This window comes from Serratia sp. PF-27 (assembly GCF_030053255.1).
In the GTDB taxonomy this organism is placed as follows: domain Bacteria; phylum Pseudomonadota; class Gammaproteobacteria; order Enterobacterales; family Enterobacteriaceae; genus Serratia; species Serratia bockelmannii.
The window spans coordinates 871356-889577 of the sequence record NZ_JASGBT010000021.1 but is presented as its reverse complement, the minus strand read 5'-3'; the positions used below and the strand labels follow the sequence as shown (position 1 = coordinate 889577).

At 62.5% G+C, this 18222-nt stretch carries 18 protein-coding genes; 11 read left to right on the top strand and 7 right to left on the bottom strand.

Going from position 1 to position 18222, the window contains the following annotated elements; all coding sequences use genetic code 11:
- The first annotated feature begins 138 nt into the window (after positions 1–138).
- The gene (locus QMZ29_RS19220) at positions 139–1035 is read left to right on the top strand and encodes an endonuclease/exonuclease/phosphatase family protein (RefSeq protein ID WP_261426177.1); all 897 of its coding nucleotides are present in this window, start codon (positions 139–141) and stop codon (positions 1033–1035) included.
- Between the two features lie 27 nt (positions 1036–1062).
- Here the strand turns inward: QMZ29_RS19220 and pdxR (QMZ29_RS19215) are convergent, their stop codons facing one another.
- Entirely contained in the window at positions 1063–2496 is a 1434-nt protein-coding gene (gene pdxR / locus QMZ29_RS19215; RefSeq protein WP_261426179.1) for a MocR-like pyridoxine biosynthesis transcription factor PdxR, read from the bottom strand.
- A gap of 93 nt (positions 2497–2589) precedes the next feature.
- Between pdxR (QMZ29_RS19215) and QMZ29_RS19210 the strand changes: the two genes are divergently transcribed.
- Positions 2590–3045 (top strand): rhodanese-like domain-containing protein, encoded by a 456-nt coding sequence (locus QMZ29_RS19210; protein WP_147824069.1) that lies wholly within the window; start codon positions 2590–2592, stop codon positions 3043–3045.
- 4 nt (positions 3046–3049) lie between these two features.
- Here the strand turns inward: QMZ29_RS19210 and flk are convergent, their stop codons facing one another.
- Positions 3050–4078, bottom strand: coding sequence for a flagella biosynthesis regulator Flk (flk, locus tag QMZ29_RS19205; RefSeq protein ID WP_261426182.1), 1029 nt, complete (start codon positions 4076–4078; stop codon positions 3050–3052).
- A gap of 205 nt (positions 4079–4283) precedes the next feature.
- Here flk and QMZ29_RS19200 point away from each other — a divergent pair, with 205 nt between their 5' ends.
- Genes QMZ29_RS19200 through QMZ29_RS19185 form a run of 4 tightly spaced genes read left to right on the top strand, consistent with a single transcriptional unit; the run spans position 4284 to position 7938 of the window.
- The gene (locus QMZ29_RS19200) at positions 4284–4646 is read left to right on the top strand and encodes a hypothetical protein (protein WP_033639760.1); all 363 of its coding nucleotides are present in this window, start codon (positions 4284–4286) and stop codon (positions 4644–4646) included.
- Between the two features lie 49 nt (positions 4647–4695).
- The gene (locus QMZ29_RS19195; protein ID WP_043140150.1) at positions 4696–6732 is read left to right on the top strand and encodes a protein-disulfide reductase DsbD family protein; all 2037 of its coding nucleotides are present in this window, start codon (positions 4696–4698) and stop codon (positions 6730–6732) included.
- On the top strand, positions 6729–7445 hold the full coding sequence (locus tag QMZ29_RS19190; protein ID WP_025303706.1) for a DsbA family protein: 717 nt from the start codon (positions 6729–6731) through the stop codon (positions 7443–7445). Before QMZ29_RS19195 ends, QMZ29_RS19190 begins: the two co-directional genes overlap by 4 nt.
- On the top strand, positions 7438–7938 hold the full coding sequence (locus tag QMZ29_RS19185) for a protein disulfide oxidoreductase (protein WP_173889226.1): 501 nt from the start codon (positions 7438–7440) through the stop codon (positions 7936–7938). The genes QMZ29_RS19190 and QMZ29_RS19185 overlap by 8 nt, the downstream gene beginning before the upstream one ends.
- On the opposite strand, the gene pdxR (QMZ29_RS19180) is transcribed toward QMZ29_RS19185, so the two are convergent.
- Entirely contained in the window at positions 7935–9401 is a 1467-nt protein-coding gene (pdxR, locus tag QMZ29_RS19180) for a MocR-like pyridoxine biosynthesis transcription factor PdxR (RefSeq protein WP_197770116.1), read from the bottom strand. The two genes, QMZ29_RS19185 and pdxR (QMZ29_RS19180), sit on opposite strands and share 4 nt — an antisense overlap.
- Before the next feature lie 172 nt (positions 9402–9573).
- Here pdxR (QMZ29_RS19180) and QMZ29_RS19175 point away from each other — a divergent pair, with 172 nt between their 5' ends.
- Together QMZ29_RS19175 and QMZ29_RS19170 are read left to right on the top strand one after the other, a co-directional pair.
- Positions 9574–10569 carry a DMT family transporter gene (locus QMZ29_RS19175; RefSeq protein WP_197759461.1) on the top strand — a complete coding sequence of 332 codons (996 nt, stop codon included), beginning with the start codon at positions 9574–9576 and terminating at the stop codon, positions 10567–10569.
- A 156-nt stretch (positions 10570–10725) separates the two neighbouring features.
- A complete protein-coding gene (locus QMZ29_RS19170) occupies positions 10726–11355 on the top strand; it encodes a CatB-related O-acetyltransferase (protein WP_261426184.1) in 630 nt (209 codons plus the stop codon).
- A gap of 34 nt (positions 11356–11389) precedes the next feature.
- Here QMZ29_RS19170 and QMZ29_RS19165 read toward each other — a convergent pair whose 3' ends face one another.
- From QMZ29_RS19165 to QMZ29_RS19155, 3 genes are read right to left on the bottom strand one after another with little or no spacing between them, the layout of a single operon-like run.
- Entirely contained in the window at positions 11390–12907 is a 1518-nt protein-coding gene (locus QMZ29_RS19165) for a tripartite tricarboxylate transporter permease (RefSeq protein WP_016926872.1), read from the bottom strand.
- A gap of 11 nt (positions 12908–12918) precedes the next feature.
- Complete coding sequence (locus QMZ29_RS19160; protein WP_025303701.1) at positions 12919–13350, bottom strand: tripartite tricarboxylate transporter TctB family protein; 432 nt, start codon at positions 13348–13350, stop codon at positions 12919–12921.
- A gap of 15 nt (positions 13351–13365) precedes the next feature.
- Complete coding sequence (locus QMZ29_RS19155; protein WP_049203699.1) at positions 13366–14346, bottom strand: Bug family tripartite tricarboxylate transporter substrate binding protein; 981 nt, start codon at positions 14344–14346, stop codon at positions 13366–13368.
- Positions 14347–14732: 386 nt separating this feature from the next.
- Here QMZ29_RS19155 and QMZ29_RS19150 point away from each other — a divergent pair, with 386 nt between their 5' ends.
- The 3 genes from QMZ29_RS19150 to QMZ29_RS19140 all read left to right on the top strand — a co-directional run bounded on the left by QMZ29_RS19150 (position 14733) and on the right by QMZ29_RS19140 (position 17198).
- Positions 14733–14951 carry a hypothetical protein gene (locus QMZ29_RS19150; RefSeq protein ID WP_230201402.1) on the top strand — a complete coding sequence of 73 codons (219 nt, stop codon included), beginning with the start codon at positions 14733–14735 and terminating at the stop codon, positions 14949–14951.
- Positions 14952–15118: 167 nt separating this feature from the next.
- Complete coding sequence (gene tctD / locus QMZ29_RS19145) at positions 15119–15793, top strand: transcriptional regulator TctD (protein ID WP_025303698.1); 675 nt, start codon at positions 15119–15121, stop codon at positions 15791–15793.
- Positions 15780–17198 (top strand): sensor histidine kinase, encoded by a 1419-nt coding sequence (locus QMZ29_RS19140; RefSeq protein WP_043140131.1) that lies wholly within the window; start codon positions 15780–15782, stop codon positions 17196–17198. The genes tctD and QMZ29_RS19140 overlap by 14 nt, the downstream gene beginning before the upstream one ends.
- Here QMZ29_RS19140 and QMZ29_RS19135 read toward each other — a convergent pair.
- Positions 17195–18115, bottom strand: a complete 921-nt coding sequence (locus tag QMZ29_RS19135; RefSeq protein ID WP_049207333.1) for a DMT family transporter — start codon at positions 18113–18115, stop codon at positions 17195–17197. The two genes, QMZ29_RS19140 and QMZ29_RS19135, sit on opposite strands and share 4 nt — an antisense overlap.
- Positions 18116–18222 lie beyond the last annotated feature (107 nt).

The following is an 18222-nucleotide window of genomic DNA, read 5'->3' as shown; positions in this document are numbered from 1 at the left end:
CAGAATGCGAAGCATCGCGCAGAAACGAAAAATAGCGGTGCAACTAGGAAATAGTCGCAGGTTTCTGCGGCAAAATCGGTGTTAGCTGTGGGTCGGGAAGCGCCTACATAACACTTATCTGTCCCTCAAGGAGAATTCATGCACACCGGTCACGCTCTGCTTATCACCTTATTGTCCCTTGGCCTTTCTCACAGCGCCTGGGCGTCTGCCGATACCGGGCATGCCAACAGCAACGCCAACAGCCGCGAAGTGGCCAGCGCGCTGGGCGGCCTGAAAAACAAAACCTACGAGCTGGAGCAGGCGCCGAAGATCCGCGTCGCCAGCTTCAATATCGCCGCCGGCAAGGTCAGCGACATGACCGCCATCGCCAAGGCGATTCGCGCGATGAACGTCGACGTGGTGGCGCTGCAAGAGGTGGATAAACTCACCGCCCGCAGCGGCCGGGTCGATCAGGCGGCAGAGCTGGCGAAGCTGACCGGCATGCAGGCGGTGTTCGGCCGGGCGATCGATTTCGACGGCGGTGAATATGGCCTGGCGTTTCTCTCGAAATATCCGCTGCACGATGCGGTGATCTATCCGCTGCCGTCCGGCCAGCGTGAACAGCGCATCGCCTTTAGCGCCAAGGTCGACGTGCCGGAGTTCCCGACGCCGATCACCCTGTTCAACACCCATCTCGATACCAAGGAAGATCCGACGATGCGTCTGGATCAGGTGCGGGAGCTGAACGATCGCACTATCGAAGTGCGCGGCATCAAGCTGCTGTTCGGCGACATGAACGACGTGCCGGGCAGCGTCACCTGGCTGGAGCTGAGCCGCTATTGGAACGACATCATGCCCAACGGGCAGGACGGTCGCAGCTGGCCGGCGGAAAACGCCGAGATCAAGGTGGATTATATCTTCACCGGCAATGCGCAGCGTTGGCATCTGGACAGCCTGACGGTGCCGAACGCCAGCGGCGATTGGAATGGCGTGCACTGGCCGGCGGTGAGCGATCACCTGCCGCTGGTGGCGGAGATGCGCCTGACCGAGCAATAAGCCGGCCGGCGTCTTTCCAGGGCAGGGCTAAGCCACAACGATCCGCGCCAGCCGCTCGACGGCGCTGCGGATCTCGCCCGGTGTCAGGGCCGAAAAGCCCAGCAGCCATCCGTCGCGCTGGGCCTGAACCGTTTGGTATTGCGCCGTTAACCCGGGCGTAAGGACGCCGAGCCGCCGCGCCTGTTGGCTGAGTGCCGCCTCCCGGCCGGGCTGCAGCCAAACGCTGAGCTGCAGACCGCCGGCGGCAGGGGCGGGTGTGGCGAAGTGGCCGAGTTTTTCGCGTACTTCCGTCAGCAGCACATCGCGCCGGCTGTGGTAGAGCTGGCGCATATAGCGAATATGCGCGGCGAAGTGCCCCTGACGGATGAATTCGGCGGTGATCGCCTGCATCAGCTGCGCGCTATGGCCGTCATAGACCGTGCGCGCGGTGACGAACGGTTCGACCAGCGCGGGTGGCACGATCAGGTACGCCAGCCGCAGCGAAGGGAACAGCGATTTGGAGAAGGTGCCGAGGTATAACACCCGGCCACGGCGATCCAGGCCCTGCATCGCCGGTATCGGCAGGCCGTCGTAATGAAACTCGCTGTCGTAATCGTCCTCAATGATCCAGGCCTGCTGCCTTTCCGCCAGCGCCAGCAACGCTAACCGGCGCGCCAGGCTGAGCGCCGCGCCGGTCGGGTATTGGTGCGAGGGCGTCAGATAAATCAAACGCGGATCGGGCAAGGAAGGTTCTGCTCGCAGGCCGTCGGCGTCTACCGCTACCGGCGTCAGCGCGGCGCCGGCGCTGATGAAGGCATTTCTCGCCCCGGCGTAACCCGGCTCTTCCATCCAGACGCTGTCGCCGCTGTCCAGCAGTAACGTGGCAATCAGTTGCAGCGCCTGCTGCGAACTGGTCAGCACGATAACCTGGTTTGCATCGCAGATTACGCCGCGCGTTTGGTTGACGTGGGCGGCAATCGCTTCACGCAGCGGCAAATAGCCCTGCGGGTCGCCGTAGCGCAGCAGGCTTTCTCCCTGCAGGCGCAGGCGTTGAGCGGTCAGCTGCTTCCACAAGGCCAGCGGAAACGCCCGCAGATCCGGCGAACCGGCAGCGAAGGCTTGAGGATGCTGCGGATCGCGGCAGCCGCCGGTTTGCACGATCTGTTGGCCGCGCAGCGAAAGGCGCGGCATGGCGGTGAGGGTCGCCGGCGGCGGCGATTTGGCGATGCGGATAGCCACAAATGTGCCCTGGCCGACGCGGCGCTGCAAATACCCCTCCGCCTCCAACTGGCCGTAGGCTGCTTCGACGGTCACCCTTGAGAGGCTCAGATCCCCAGCCAGCACTCGGCTGGAGGGCAGGCGTTGCCCAATGCTCAATGCGCCGTGGTGGATGGCTTGCCGCAATGCCGCGCACAAACGATCGCGCAGTGTGCCGACGGCCTGGGGCGATTGCTGAAACAGCGTGATCAGCGTGTGCCGCATAATGGGTCTTATCATCTGTGGATAATGGGTATCAATCATAAGACCAAAATGGGGCACTATTGTCATCTGTCTTGATGCACGGGAGTAAGTGATATGTCGAAAGAATCATTGGTGCTGGCTTTTCCGCCGGCGGCGCCGGAAGAGAGTTTGGCCTACCTGGCGGCTAAACTGAGCCGCTATGCGGATGCCTGGGACGTGGCGGAAGATTTGCGCAATGGCGTGGACGGGATGGTGGTGATCGACACCCGTGCGGAGGCGCTGTACGCCGCCGGGCATATCCCCGGCGCATTCAGCTTGCCGCATCGCCTGATGGATGAAGCCGGCACGGCGCACCTGGATCGCCAAAAGGTGTATGTGACCTACTGCGACGGCATCGGCTGCAACGGTTCCACCAAAGGCGCCTACAAGCTGGCGAAGTTGGGGTTTAGGGTGAAGGAGTTGATTGGCGGGCTGGATTTCTGGCTGCGCGACGGCCATCCGTTGGCCATCGGCGAACTGCCGGGGTCACTGCGCGATCGGGCGGCCGCAGCGGACTGCGGCTGCGCCTAAGGCGTTAAAACACCAGCGCCAGCACCACGGCCAACGCCAACAGCAGCAGGATCAGCGCCACGGCGGGCTTACTCAGCGCTTTTTGCAGCGGCAGAGGCAGGGCGGCGATCAGCGGGTTGAGCAGCGGCTGCGGTTCGATAGGGGGGCTGGCGATCGGCTGTGCCTGGCCGGCTTTCTCCAGACGGCGGGCAAACAGCTGATGAATGGCGTCGCTCATTTGCGGATGCGTCAGCGGCGCGTTGGCGCCGCAGTTGAAGCGCGTCTGGCAATAGTCGTTCATCTGCTGCAGTTCTTGCTCATCCGCCGGCTGTTTGAGCGCCGCCAGCAGGTTGTTCAGCGTTGGCGCGCTCTGCGGGCTGAGCGCCACCTTCACCTGTAAAAACTGGTTCAGCAGCTGGAAGTGGCGCGCCGGCAGCGGATCGTTGGTTTTCACACCCGCCAGATCGAACAGCGTTTGCCAGATTTTAGCCGGCGCTTCGCCGGTGGCGGCACTGAGTTTGGTGATCTGCTGCTGCAGGCTTTGATGCTCTGCGGGCAGCAGCGGGCGATCGCTGGTGGCGGTTTGCTGCGGTTGGGGAATGGTCAGGCCGCCGGTCTGCAACAGATTCAGCACCTGCTGCAGCTGTGGTGGGCTTAACTGGCTCAACACCGTATGGCCGAACCGTTGACGAATAAAGTCGCTGACCGCCTGGCGATTATTGCCCTGCGGCAGCAACTCGGCCAGCTGTTGCAGCAGTTGGCGCCCGGCATGGTTTTGCTGCGCCTGCGTCAGGCGCGTTTGCAGCAGCTGTTCCGCCGGTTGAAAATGGCGCGCCAGCAGTTCGCCGCCTTTGTCGGCGCCGAGATCGTGACGCAGAGACGCCCAGATCTCCGCCGATTTTACCGGGCTGAGCGTCATGATTTTCACGATCAGTTTTTCCAGCGTTGTGCGCTGCGCCGGAGAGAGGGGTTGATCGTCAGTGGCCGCCGTTTTGCCCGGGGAAGGGGGGCGCTCGCCGGCGATTGGGGTGCCCGGCCCACTCAAAGGTTGCATATCACCAGTCCTTCGCTGTGTATCCCCGCAGTGTGCCTGGAGGAGAGAATCGTCATCGTACCCGGCGAAAAGCGCAGGCTTACCCTCTATGATACCTGTAATTCGCCGCCATCAATACCGCCGCTCAGACATTTCTTTACCGACAAAACGTTGCTAATCGCGTCTGCGCCGCTAAGATAACCCCAGATCTGAACATGAGGATGGCATGGTTAAACGGCAGCGGATTGCAAAATGGTTTTTATGCCTGGCTTGCCTGGTGGTGCTGACGTGCATGACCCAGCGCATGGCGGGCCTGCATGCGCTGCAGCAAACGCTGGGGATCCCGGCCGCTACCGCCGTTCAGTCCAGTGATGCCGCCGCCGAAGCGCAGCCGACGCCCTGTGAACTGAGCGCCAAATCATTGCTGGCCGCGCCGCCGGTAATGTTCGAAACCGTGCTGTTCGGGCTGGGTCTGCTGCTGGCTCTGTTGGCGCCGACCATTGCCGCGCGTCTGCGCATTCCTCCTCCTCGCGCCATTTCTCCGCCCACCCTCAGGGTGCACCTTCGATTATGCGTCTTCCGTGAATGAGTTAATCGCCCGTTTTTCGCGGTGAATTAATCATTTATGGAGAATTAACATGTTGAAAATTATCAGGCTGGCCTGCGCTTGCCTGTTTATGCTGTGGCTGCCCGCCTTGCAGGCGGCGGACAGCGGCTGGCTGCAAAATCCGGCCAACGATCATGCCAAGGTGCGGCTGCGCGCCGACACGTCACAGCCGGGAGAGACCCGTCTGCTGCTGTCGGTCGAGCTGCAAAAAGGCTGGAAAACCTACTGGCGCTCTCCAGGCGAAGGCGGCATCGCGCCGGCTATCGTCTGGCAGGGCAACCCGCCGCCCGCAACCTGGCACTGGCCGACGCCGCAGCGTTTCGAGGTGGCCGGCATTTCCACCCAGGGCTATCACGATCGGGTCACGCTGCCGATCGTGATGCCAGGCCAGGTGTCCGGCCCGCTGGCGGGCACCCTGACGCTGTCCACTTGCAGCAATGTCTGCATTCTGACCGACTACCCGTTCAGCCTGGATCTGACTACGCCGAACGATCCGCTGTTTAACCACGATTTCGCGCAGGCGATGGGGCAGGTGCCGATCGCCGCTGGGTTGGCGGAAAGCGTCAAGGCCGGTTACCGCAGCGGCGAGCTGCAGATTTCCGCCGAACGCGCCGCCGGTTGGCAGCAACCCGCGCTGTTCTTCGATACGCTAGCGGATGCCGATCTCGGCAAGCCGCAGGTCGAGACCGACGGTGCTCAGCTGTTGGCGCGAGTGCCGGTCAGCGACGGTTGGGGCGATGCGGCGCCGGATCTGCGCGGCAAAACGCTGACGTTGGTGATTGACGACGGCGGCATGGCGCAGCAGATTACGCTGCCGATTGGCGATCCGCTGGCCGCGCCTGCCGGTGCGGCGTTCCCGTTATGGCAAGCGGTATTGATGGCGCTGGCGGGTGGGTTAATCCTCAACCTGATGCCGTGCGTGCTGCCAGTGCTGGGCATCAAGCTCGGTTCTATCCTGCAGGTGGAGCATCGCGATCGGCGCAGCGTTCGTTTGCAGTTCCTGGCGTCGTCGCTGGGTATCGTCGCCTCGTTTATGGCGTTGGCCTTGCTGATGACGCTGCTGAGACTCGGCAACCACGCGCTTGGCTGGGGCATTCAGTTCCAGAATCCGTGGTTTATCGGCTTTATGGTGCTGGTGACGCTGCTGTTCAGCGCCAACCTGTTTGGCCTGTTCCATCTGCGCCTCTCATCCGATCTGAATACCTCACTGGCCACCCATAACGGGCACGGTCTGAGCGGCCATTTCTGGCAGGGCGCGTTCGCTACGCTACTGGCGACGCCGTGCTCGGCGCCGTTTCTCGGCACGGCGGTGGCCTTCGCGCTGGCGGCGTCGCTGCCGGTGCTGTGGGGCATGTTCATCGCACTCGGCATCGGCATGAGCCTGCCGTGGCTGCTGATTGCCGCCTGGCCTTCGCTGGCGCTGCGCTTGCCGCGCCCCGGCCACTGGATGAATACCGTCAAGCTGGCGATGGGGTTGTTGATGCTGGCGTCGTCGCTGTGGCTGCTGAGCCTGCTGAGCAATCATATCGGCGTGCAGGCCACGCTGTGGCTGGGGGCGCTGGCGCTGCTGGCGTTGCTGCTGGCAGTATGGCGTCAGCAGGGAGCACGGTTAGCGGCCAAGCTGGCGGCGGGCACGTTGGTGCTGGCTGGCGTGGCCTTGTTGGCCGGCTCGCTGACCGCCGGCCTGTGGCGCCAACCGTTGCAGGATCGGGTGCAGTGGCAACCGCTGAGCGAACAGGCGATTGCCGAGGCGCTGGCCCAGCATAAGCGGGTGTTCGTCGACGTGACCGCCGACTGGTGCGTGACCTGTAAAGCCAACAAATTCAATGTGCTGCTGCGCGATGACGTACAGCGCGCGCTGAGCGCCGACGATGTGGTCGCGCTGCGCGGCGACTGGAGCCGCCCGTCGGCCGACATCAGCGCCTTCCTGCAAAAGCGCGGCAGCGTCGCCGTGCCTTTCAACCAAATCTATGGCCCCGGCAGCCCGGACGGCGAGGTGTTATCCCCGCTGTTGACCCGTGACGCCGTGCTGCAAACGCTCTCCCATGCCAAAGGAACCGAACAATGAAAAAGCTACTGATTTTACTGATGATCATCGCCGCCCCGGCGTGGGCCGCCGAGCCTTTCACCCCGGCGCAAGAGGCGCGCATTAAAGAGATGATCCGCGAAACGCTGGTGTCCAACCCGGACATTCTGGCGCAGGCGGTGGACGCCTGGCAGCAGCAGACCGCAGGCCAGCAAATCAGCCAGGCTATCAAGCAGAATGCCAAAACGCTGTATCAGGATCCGGCCAGCCCGCGCCTGGGCGCCGCCAACGCCAAACTGACGCTGGTGACCTTTACCGACTATAACTGCCCGTACTGCAAGCGGTTTGATCCGATGCTGGAGAAGATCGTCAAGCAATACCCGGATGTGGCGCTGGTGGTGAAGCTATTGCCGTTCAAGGGCGAAAGCTCGGTCAGCTCGGCGCGCGTGGCGCTCACCACCTGGCAGCAGCATCCGGATCAATTCTGGGCTTTGCACCAGCGGCTGATGGCGAAAAAGGGCTTCCACGACAAGGCCAGCATCGCCGCCGCGCAGGAGAAAACCGGCGTCAAGGCGGTGGCTCCGAGCGAACAAAGCATGACCACGCTGCGCACCAATATGGAATTGGCGGAACAATTGGGCGTACAAGGGACGCCGGCGACGCTGATCGGCGATCAAATGCTGCCGGGGGCGGTGTCCTATGAAGAGCTGGAAACGATGGTGAAGCAGCAGCTGGCGAAGGCCAACCATGGCTAAGCTCAAGCGCTGGGGGCGCGAGTTGCTGCTGCTGGCGCTGATCGTACTGGCGGTGGTCACGGTAATGGATTGGCTGAACGCGCCGCAGGCGCCGCCGGCCTTCGATGCCCAGACGCTGACCACGTTGGACGGTGATCGCGTATCGTTGGCGCAGCTCAGCCATGAACGGCCGCTGCTGGTTTACTTCTGGGCCAGTTGGTGCGGCGTCTGCCGTTTCACTACGCCGGACGTCGCCCGTTTGCAGGCGGCGGGCGGCAACGTGCTGACCGTCGCGCTGCGCTCGGGCGACGATACCCAGGTGAAACAGTGGCTGGCACGCAAACGGCTGGCGCTGCCGGTGGTCAACGATCCGGCTGGTACGCTCTCGGCGCAGTGGCAGATTGGTGTGACGCCGACCTTCGTGGTGATCTCGCAGGGCAAAGTGGTGCAGAGTACCACCGGCTGGACCAGTTACTGGGGGATGAAGCTGCGGCTGTGGTGGGCCGCCGTCTAACCGGCGTTTTTCTCTGTTATCACTTCCTCAATCGCCCGGCCCAGCCGGGCGATACCTTCTTCAATCTGCGGCGGCGAGTTGGCGGCGAAGTTTAGCCGCAGACTGTGCGCGCCCAGCTGTTCCTGGGCATAAAAGCATTCGCCGCGCGCGAAAGTGACGCCGTGTCGCCAGGCCACCGGCATCAGTTCGGTGGTGGTTACCGTCGCGGGCAGCGTCAGCCAGATAAACAAGCCGCCTTGTGGCGTTTCGAAACGGCACCCCGGCGGCAACCGCCGTTGCAACGCGTCGATCATCACTTCCAGATGGCGGCGGTAGACGCGCCCGGCGCGCCGCAGCTGCTTGTCGTAACGGCCGACGGTGACGAACGCGTCCAGCGCGCGCTGGATCAGACTGGAGCTGGTGAAGCTGTCGACGTGTTTCAGCCTGGCGAAACGCTGATAGTGTTCGCTGTCCGCCACCAGATAGCCGATGCGCATGCTGGGCAGCAGCATCTTGGAGAAGGTGCTGACGTAGATCACCGCGCCCGGCTGCGCCAGCGCGCGCAGCGACGGCAGCTGCTTGCCCTGGTAACGCAGATCGCCGACGAAATCGTCCTCCAGGATCACCACGCCGGCCTGTTGGGCGATCGCCAGTAGGCGTCGCCGACGCGCCTCGCTCAGGCAGCGGCCGGTCGGGTTGTGGAAATTGGGGATGGTGTAGATCAGTTTGGGGCGGTGGCGTTCTAACAATTCCGGCAGCAAATCCACCCGCATGCCGTGGCGGTCGCCCGGTACGGTGACGATATTGATGCGGTGCTGGCGCAGCAGGCCCAGCGCTTCGGCGTAGGTCGGTTCTTCGACGATCACCGTATCGCCCGGCGCCAGCAGGCTTTGCACCACCAGGCTGATGGCATGCTGCGAGCCGTTGGTGATCAGCACCTGTTCCGCCTGCGTGGGGATGCCCTGCGCGCTGAGAATGCGGCTCAGCGTATCGCGCAGCGGGTAGTAGCCGCAGTATTCCCCGTAGCTGAAGGCCTCTTCCGCATGGCGGCTGAGCACCGACAGCAGCACTTTGCGAAACGCCTCCAGCGGAAACACCTTAGGGCTGCCGACGCCGGCGGCGAAGTTGATCAGCCCCTCCGGCAGCGGGGCGTCGGCGTAGCCGTCCAGCCGCGAGGTGAGGGTGGTGAAGCTCTCCAGCGGGAAGGGGGCATCGCTGCTCGGCCGGGCTGGGCGCGTTTGCGCCTGCGGGTGCGCAACATAGGCGCCGCTGCCGCGCCGCTGATGCAAAAAGCCCTTGGCCGCCAGTTCGGCGTAGGCGTTGTCCACCGTTAAACGGCTGACCGCCAGTTCGGCCGCCAGCATGCGCGTCGAGGGCAGCTTGTCGCCATCGACGAACACGCCGGTGAGGATGGCGCGCCGCAGCGCTTCTTCGATCTGTAAATAGAGCGGAACGTCCTGCTCGCGATCCAACGGGATATGCATGCGAAATTGGCCCGGTTATGGAGAGTGATTTTTACTATACCCCATGTCAACAGGGCTTCAAGCGCAGAAAAGTGGCCTGCATGACAACGCCGTAAAGTGGCTATAGTGAGAAAAAATGGCCGCGTTACACTGTCCGCCTGAGCATTTACGTCGCCATTTTTCCGAGGATCTCATGTCATTACCGTCAGGTGTTTCCGCCCGGCCGGCGCTGCCCGGCGCGCGCCTCTTTCAGGGCAGCCACCAGGGTTACGTCATCGCCATGATCAGCGCCATGCTGCTGGCCTTTACCGCCATCATCATCCGCGCGCTGACCGAGTACTATCACCTGCCGACCTTCGTGCTGGCGTTCTGGCGCGCGGCGCTGGTGGCGCTGGTGCTGTTGCCGCTGCTGTTATTGGTGAAACCGCAGTGGGCGCGCCTGCGCCGTGAACAGGTGGTGTTCTACGCGCTTTACGGGTTGCTGCTGGCGCTGTTCAACAGCCTGTGGACGCTGTCGGTGGCGCTGAACGGCGCGTCGGTGGCGACCATTCTGACCTACTGCTCGGTGGGCTTTACCGTGTTCCTCGGCTGGGTGATGTACAGCGAACGCCTGACGCTGCGCCAATTGCTGGTGATCGCCATCAGCCTGGGCGGCTGCTTCCTGGTCAGCAACGGCGACAGCATGGGGAACAGCCACTTCGACCTGCTGGGGCTGCTGGTCGGGATGCTGTCGGGCATCGGTTATACCCTGTATACCCTCGGCGGGCGGGTGGCCAGCGAACGCGGCTATCCGGTGTGGAACACCATCCTGTACGTGTTCGGGTTTTCGGCGCTGTACCAGCTGGTGTTCAACGCGGCGCTGACGGCGTTCCCGCTGGCGGCGTTCCACGGCATGGCCGGCTCTCTGTGGTTCCTGTCGCACGGCGCACAGGGCATCCAGTGGAGCGGCTGGCTGTTGCTGCTGGCGCTGGCCGCCGGGCCGACGCTGCTGGGCTTCGGGCTGTACAATATCAGCCTGAAAACGCTGCCGCTGGCGGTGGCCAACCTGATCCTGTCGCTGGAACTGGTTTTCACCGCGGTGATCGCCTATTTCCTGCTGGGGGAAAACATGAATCAGCTGCAGCTGCTGGGCAGCGCGCTGGTGATGGGCGGAGTGCTGCTGTTGAAAAGCAAGACCGCCGAGGCGTGATCGGCTACCATTACGCCTCGCAAGAGAGGCGGTAATGATGAATAACCCGAGATTGAAACGAGCGCTTATCGCTTGAATGGCCGTGTTGAGTGAACGACAACACGGCCACAGACATTCCGTTCCGTGGCTTTTATTCCCGTAACAAGAGAATACGCCATGTCCGAAAAACATTGGTCCAAAACCGAGCTGCTGCATCAGACGGTGACCAACCCGAATATCATCGTCAAAGGCACCCACAGCTACTACAGCGACTGTTGGGATAACGGCTTCGAACGCTCGGTAGTGCGCTATCTGCACGGCGACGCGGTCAGCCGGCAATGGCAGCCGCTGGGTGACATAGATCGCTTGCTGATCGGCGATTATGTGTGCATCGCGGCCGAAGCGGTGCTCCTGATGGGGGGCAATCACACCCACCGTATTGACTGGTTGAGCCTGTACCCCTTTATGGAAACCATCAAACGGGCGTACCGCCCCAAAGGCGACACCCGGCTGGGGGACGGTTGCTGGATTGGCATGCGGGCGATGTTGATGCCAGGGGTATCGATAGGCGAAGGGGCGATCGTCGCCGCCGGCAGCGTGGTGGTCGGCGATGTTGAGCCTTATGCCATCGTCGGCGGTAACCCGGCGAGGTTTATCCGTTGGCGATTCGCGCCGGAAGTTATCGCGCGGTTGCTTGCGTTACGCCTCTATGACTTGTCCGAGGCGGACTTTGCGGTGATTCAACCTCTGCTCGCCGATGACGATATCGATGCGTTGGAAAGGGGAATTGCGGCCTTGCGCCGTTAACCATAACGGGCGGGGGAGCCCCGCCCGTTTCGCATTACTCGGCCTTGGCCTCGGCCGCCGGTTGGCGGCGTTTACGCATCAGGCGCAGCAGCGGCGGCAGCGCCAGTACCGCGACCGCCAGCACCAGCAGCGTTTGCGCGATGCTGCTGCTCCACAGGATGCCGAATTCGCCGTTGCTGATCGACAGCGCGCGGCGCAGGTTCTGCTCCAGCATCTCACCCAGAACAAAGCCCAGAATCAGCGGCGACATCGGGAAGTGCATTTTCCGCAGGATATAGCCGAACACGCCCAACCCCACCATCAACAGCAGGTCGAAGGTGGTGCTGTGCACCGCATAAACCCCCACCGCGGAAACTGCGGCGATCGCCGGCACCAGGAACCACAGCGGAATGGTCAGCATGCGGGTGAACAGGCCGACCAGCGGCAGGTTCATGATCAGCAGAATGACGTTAGCGATCAGCAGTGCGGCGATCAGCCCCCAGACGATATCCGGCTGTTCGGTGAACATCGCCGGGCCGGGGGTGATGTTGTACAGCGTCAGCGCCCCCATCATCACCGCCGTGGTGCCGGAACCCGGCACCCCCAGCGTCAGCATCGGAATGAATGAGCCGCAGGCCGAGGCGTTGTTGGCCGCTTCCGGCGCCGCTACGCCGCGGATGTCGCCCTTGCCGAAGGTGTCGCTGTTACCGCTGATTTTCTTCTCGGTCATGTAGGTCAACGCGCTGGCGATGGTGGCGCCGGCGCCCGGCAGAATGCCGACGAAGAAACCGATCACCGACGAGCGCAGGGTCGGGCCGGCGCACTGCGCCGCCTCTTTGCGGTTGAACAGCAACCGGCCGGTTTTACGCACCAGCTTTTGCCCGGCGCTGGTGCTTTCCAGCATCAGCAGGATTTCGCTGACCGAGAACAGGCCGATCACCACCACGATAAACTGCACGCCGTCGGAGAGGTGCACACTGTCGAAGGTAAAGCGGTAAACGCCGGTGTTGGCGTCGACGCCCACCGTCGCCAGCCCCAGGCCGATCAGCGCCGCCAGCAGCGATTTCAGCGGGTTTTGGCTCATCATGCTGCCGAGGCAGGCGATGGCGAACACCATCAGGGCGAAATATTCTGCCGGGCCGAAGGCCAGCGACCAGCGGGCCAGCAGCGGCGCGAACAGGATGATGCCGCCGATGGCGATCATCGATCCGACGAACGAACTGACCGCCGAGATGGACAGCGCCACGCCGGCGCGCCCCTGCTGCGCCATCGGGTAGCCGTCCAGCGCGGTCATGATCGCCGCCGCGTCGCCCGGCACGTTGAGCAGAATCGACGAGATGCGGCCGCCATACTCGCAGCCGATATACACCGTCGCCAGCAGGATTAGCGCCGATTCGGCCGGCAGCTTGAGGGCAAATGCCAGCGGCAGCAGGATCGCCACGCCGTTGATCGGCCCGAGGCCCGGCAGCAGGCCGACGATGGTGCCGACGAAGCAGCCGATCAGGGCGATAATCAGGTTCTGCGGCACCAGCGCCACTTCGAACCCTTGGGTCAAATACATCCAGGTATCCATCATCGCTCCCGTTAGCTCAGCCAGATGCCGAGCGGCAGTGTGACATCGAGAAGTTGGTCAAAGGCGTAGTACAGCGCTGCGCCCATGACGACGCCGGAGAGGGCCGCCGCCGGCAGGCTGGCCTGAAACAACAGGCCGATGCTGAACGTCAGCAGCGCGGTCGCCAGCGGAAAGCCCAGCCATTCAAAGCCCCAGGCATACAGCACCAGGGTGATCACCAGCACCAGCAGCCGCTGCAGCACCTTGTGGTGCGGCCAGTCCACCGCCTGTGGGCGGCGCAGCAACAACAGGGCCGCGCACAGCGCCATCAGGCTGAGGATCGCCAGCGGGAAAGGGCGCGGCCCCAGCGGTTCATAGCTGTATTCGCTTTGAATGCCCCAGCCGATGAACAGCCCGCCGATACACAGCAGCAGCCAAAAGCCGGCAAAAATACGATCGCTCATGGTTTTCCCCTGCGGTTATTTGGCCAGGCCGAACACTTTCGCCTGCTCACGGTATTGGGCAACCTGATTCTTCACGTAGGCGTCCAGCTCTTTGCCGGTCATGTTGAATTCGAACAGGCCGCGCAGATCGCGTTGCTGCTTGAATTCCTCGGTCGCCATCATTTTCTGGAAGGTGTCGATCCACCACTGATACTCTTCATCGCTGACTTTCGGCCCGACGTAGAAGCCGCGAATGATCGGCCACACCAGGCTGTACCCCTGTTCTTTGGCGGTTGGAATGTCGGCCAACTGGCCAGGCAAACGTTGCTCGGCATACACCGCCAGCACGCGGATTTTGTCGCCCTGCAGGTAAGGCACCATCTCGCTCAGATCACCGGAAACCGCCTGAATATGATTGCCCAACAGCGCGGTGACCGGCTCGCCGCCGCCTTCGAACGCCACGTAGCGCATCTTGCGCGGATCCACGCCGACTTCGCGCGCCAGCAGCGCAGTTTTCATCCAGTCCTGGCTGCCGATGGAGGCGCCGGCGCCGAACACCACGCTGTTGGGATCTTTTTGGAAGGCGTCCATCAGGTCTTTCAGGGTCTTGTAAGGCGAGTCGGCGCGCACCGCGATCATGCCGTAGTCGGTTCCGACCGCCGCCAGCCATTTCACGTCGTCCACGTTGTAGCGGCCGAACTTGCCCTGGGCCAGATTGAGCAGCGAGCCGCCGGAGAAGGCCACCACGGTGCCGAACTCCGCCGGTCGCTGCGCGACGATGGCGTTGTAGGCCACCGCGCCGACGCCGCCGGGCATATAGGTGACGCGCATCGGTTTATCGATCGCCTTGGTGTCCTGCAACGACACCTGAATCAGCTTGCAGGTCAGATCGAAACCGCCGCCGGGCTTGGCCGGCGCAATACATTCGGTGCGTTTGGGCGCTTCCACGGCAAAGGCCTGAGAGGCTGCCAGCAACAGTGCGGCGGCGGTAAAGGTACGGGTCATTATTTTTTTCATTGTGGCTTGCCCTCGGTATTGTTCTGGTTGTGAATCCCGCAGAGCGCGGTTGCAGGATTGTTAAAACAACAACCTTTCATTTACCTTTCAGTGGCCGGAAAAGTTTCCAGTCTGTGATTAGGGTCTCTTGTCGCCAGTGAATCACGGGTGCGCTACCATAGAAATGCGGGCAGGAACAGGGCGCAAAACCGGCCAAAATCCTGCGTAATATCAGGTTTGCCGTTCTGCTTTCGCGATAAAATCATGATCAGTGAAATGAATAGAGACGCAGTGATATGTTTTCGTTAGGGAAATTATTTGGTGGTAGGGACAGCGCCAAAGTATGCGCGATTAAACGGTTGCCTGAGGTCTACGCGGAGATGGTCGGTGAAACCGGGCAGTGCCGTTTGAAGCGACTGCGTGCCGACGTTGGCGTGTTTGAACTGCATTTCGTCAACGCCGACGGTGAAAAGTATGCCTGCCAGATGACCGCCTGCGTGACCGGCATCGATCTGGTATTTGCCGCCAACAACCGCTCCGTGCTGGTTTCTTCGCCGTTTACCGCCGACAAGCTGCGCCCGGTACTGGACATTGCCGTGGCCGATAGCCCCATTCCGCTGATCTGACATCGTCCTGCGATCGCGCTCTATACGCATAATTGTGTGCCAGCTCCCAAAACTGGCGGCGCGGCGCTCTTTTATCCCCTTATTTTCCATGCCATTCTCTGTTATCGACCTGTTAACAAGCGCGATATTGGCGCCAGGTTGTTCAGATAAATCAATGGAATGGGAACATGCGACTGTTATTGGTTGAAGATCACCCCGAGCTGTCTCACTGGTTGCAAAAGGCGCTGACCGGCGCCGGCTTTGCCGTCGACGTCGCCCCGGACGGCGTGGCAGCGGATCACCTGCTGCTCAACGAACGCTATGCGCTCGCGGTGCTGGATGTGGCGCTGCCGCGTATGAACGGTCTGGATTTGCTGGCGCGCCTGCGCAAGCGCGGGCAGGATCTGCCGGTGCTGCTGCTGACGGCGCGCACCGACGTGGCCGACCGGGTAAAAGGCCTGAATCTGGGGGCGGACGATTACCTCACCAAGCCGTTCGAACTGGACGAGCTGGAAGCGCGTATTCGGGCGCTGCTGCGCCGCAGCGTCGGCGCTCCGCAGCCGGCGTTGCAGTACGGCGCGTTGACCTATCACGACGAAGGCTATTTTCTGCTGGAGAGCAAACCGCTGGCGCTGACGCCGCGCGAGCTGGCGGTGTTGACCGCGTTGATGCACCGGCGCGGCCGCCCGGTGGCCAAGCAACAGCTGTTCGAGCAGGTATTTACGTTGTCCGACGAGGCCAATCCGGAGAGCATCGAGCTTTACGTACACCGCCTGCGGAAAAAGCTGCAGGGCAGCGACGTGGCGATCGTCACGCTGCGTGGCCTGGGTTACAGCCTGGAGCTGTGCGATGCGGTGGTTTAACGCGCCGCGTTCGCTGTTCTATCAACTGCTATTGTTTTTTGGCCTGCCGCTGCTGGCGTTGGGCGGCATCTCTATCTACACCCACTATTTCAGCGCCATGAGCGCCGCCACCCTGGCTTACGATCGCACGCTGCTGGCGTCGGCGCGCACCGTAGCGGAGCGACTGGTGGTGCGCGAAGGCAAGCTGGCGGTTGATGTGCCCTATGTGGTGCTCGACAGCTTCGAGCGCAACATGAACGATCAGCTGTATTACGAGGTGATCTCGCCGCAGGGGAAAAGCATCTCGGGCTATGACGATTTGCCGCCTTTGCCGCCCCATATCCCGCGTTCCACGCTCTACCCGGCGCTGGTGCATTTTTACGATGCGGAATACCTCGGCAGGCCGATCCGCGTGGCGGCGCTGTTTCAACCGGTCAACGAGTCGGGCGTGAGCGGCATGGCGACCATTCTGGTGGCGGAAACCCTGGAGTCGCGCCGTTACCTGGCGCGGCAGATGATGATCGCGGCGCTGCTGAGCCAGGGCACGGTGGTGGCGTTAACCCTGATCCTGGCGTTCGCATTGCTCAAGCGGGTGTTGAAGCCGATGCGTAAGCTCTCCGGTATCATGCTGCGGCGCGATCCGGGCGAGCTGACGCCCTTGCCGCGGGTATTGCCATGGTCGGAGATGCAGCCGCTGCTGGTGGCGTTTAATCGTTACATCGAACGGCTGCGGCTGATGGTGGCACGTCAGGAGCGCTTCAGCGCCGACGCTTCGCACCAACTGCGCACGCCGCTGGCGGTGTTGAAGACTCAGGTAGGGGTAGCGCTGGCCAGTGACCGGCCGCAGCAGTGGCGCGAAAGCCTGCAGGCGATGAGCGCGACGCTGGATAATACCGTGTCGCTGACCGACCGCCTGCTGCATCTTTCACGCCTGAAGGCCAGCGAGCACCAGGCCGATCGTAAGTTGCAACCGGTCAACCTGGCGCAGGTGCTGCGCGACGCCTGCTTTTCCCGCTTGCCGCAGGCGCGCAGTAAACAGATCGATCTCGGGTTCGAAGGCGAGGCGGCGTGTCAAGTGGCGGGGGAGCCGCTGCTGTTGGCCGAGCTGTGCGCCAACCTGCTGGACAACGCGCTGAAATATACACCGCGTCAGGGCGTGGTGACCGCGCGCCTCACGCAGGATAAGGCGGCAGGGGAAGGCGTGCTGGAGATAGAAGACAGCGGCCCCGGCATCGCCTTGCAGGACAAGGCGCTGGCGCTGCAGCCGTTTCACCGGCTGGACAACGTGGGCGATCAGCCGGGCGCCGGATTGGGACTGGCGTTGGTGAAAGACATCACCGCGTATCACGGCACCCGCCCGGAGCTGTTGAGCTCTGCCGCGCTGGGCGGCCTGTTGGTGCGGGTGCGTTTCAGGCTGCTGCCTTAAGCCTGTTCTTTGCAGGACTCTGCGTTGGCCGCCGGGGCTTTGGCTTTACGCGTCAGCGGCGTGCGCAGCCGCTGCGACAGGATAACGCCCAGCAGGGTAATGCCGCCGCCGATCAGGTGGTAACCGTGCAACTGCTCATGCAGGAACAGCACGGCGATAGCGGCGGTAAACACCGGTGCCAGGTTCATGAAGATCGAGGCGGTGTTGGCGCCCAGGCGCATCACGCCCTGGATCCACAGGAACGGGGCGATGATCGAAGCCGGAATGCCGGCGAACAGCACCAGCGGCAGGTTATGGCCGTTCAAGCCGACATCCTCCGCCATCAGGAAATTAGGCAGTAACAACAGCACGCCGAACAGGATCTGCACGTACAACGATTGCCAGTTCGGCAGCGCGATGGCCCAGCGTTTGGTCAACACGCCATACAGCGCGTACGAGGCGGTGGCGAGCAGCATCATCAATTCCCCTTTGCCGATACCGTGCTGCAACAGCACGCCGGGCTGACCGCCGCTGACCAGCCAGATCAGGCCGCAGAAGGAGAGTATGCTGCCGAGCAGCACGCCGACGGTTGGCGCAATGCGCAGCAGAACGATGCTGATCAGGATGGTCAGCAGCGGGATCAGCGACACGATGATGCCCATAAACAGCGCGCTGACGCTGTGCGCGGCGTAATAGGCCAGGCTTTGGTACAGCACCATGCCCAGCAGGCCGAGGATCATCAGCTTCCACCAGTTGGCGCGCACCTGCGCCCAGTTGCGCAGCACGCCCGGCAGCACGAACGGCGTGAGGGCAATCAGCGCCAGCAGCCAGCGGTAGAGCGAGATGGCCGCCGGATCGATGGCGGTGGCGGAGAGTTTGCTGACGACGGCATTAATCGACCAAATCAGCACGGCCAACAGCGGGAAGAGCATATTCATGATAATTATTCTCAATAACGTCCAACATGCTGGCTAGTCTACGCGTGTCCGGTTTATCATATATAGCGATATCCAGACAAAAATCGGCGTAAACAAGACAAATCACG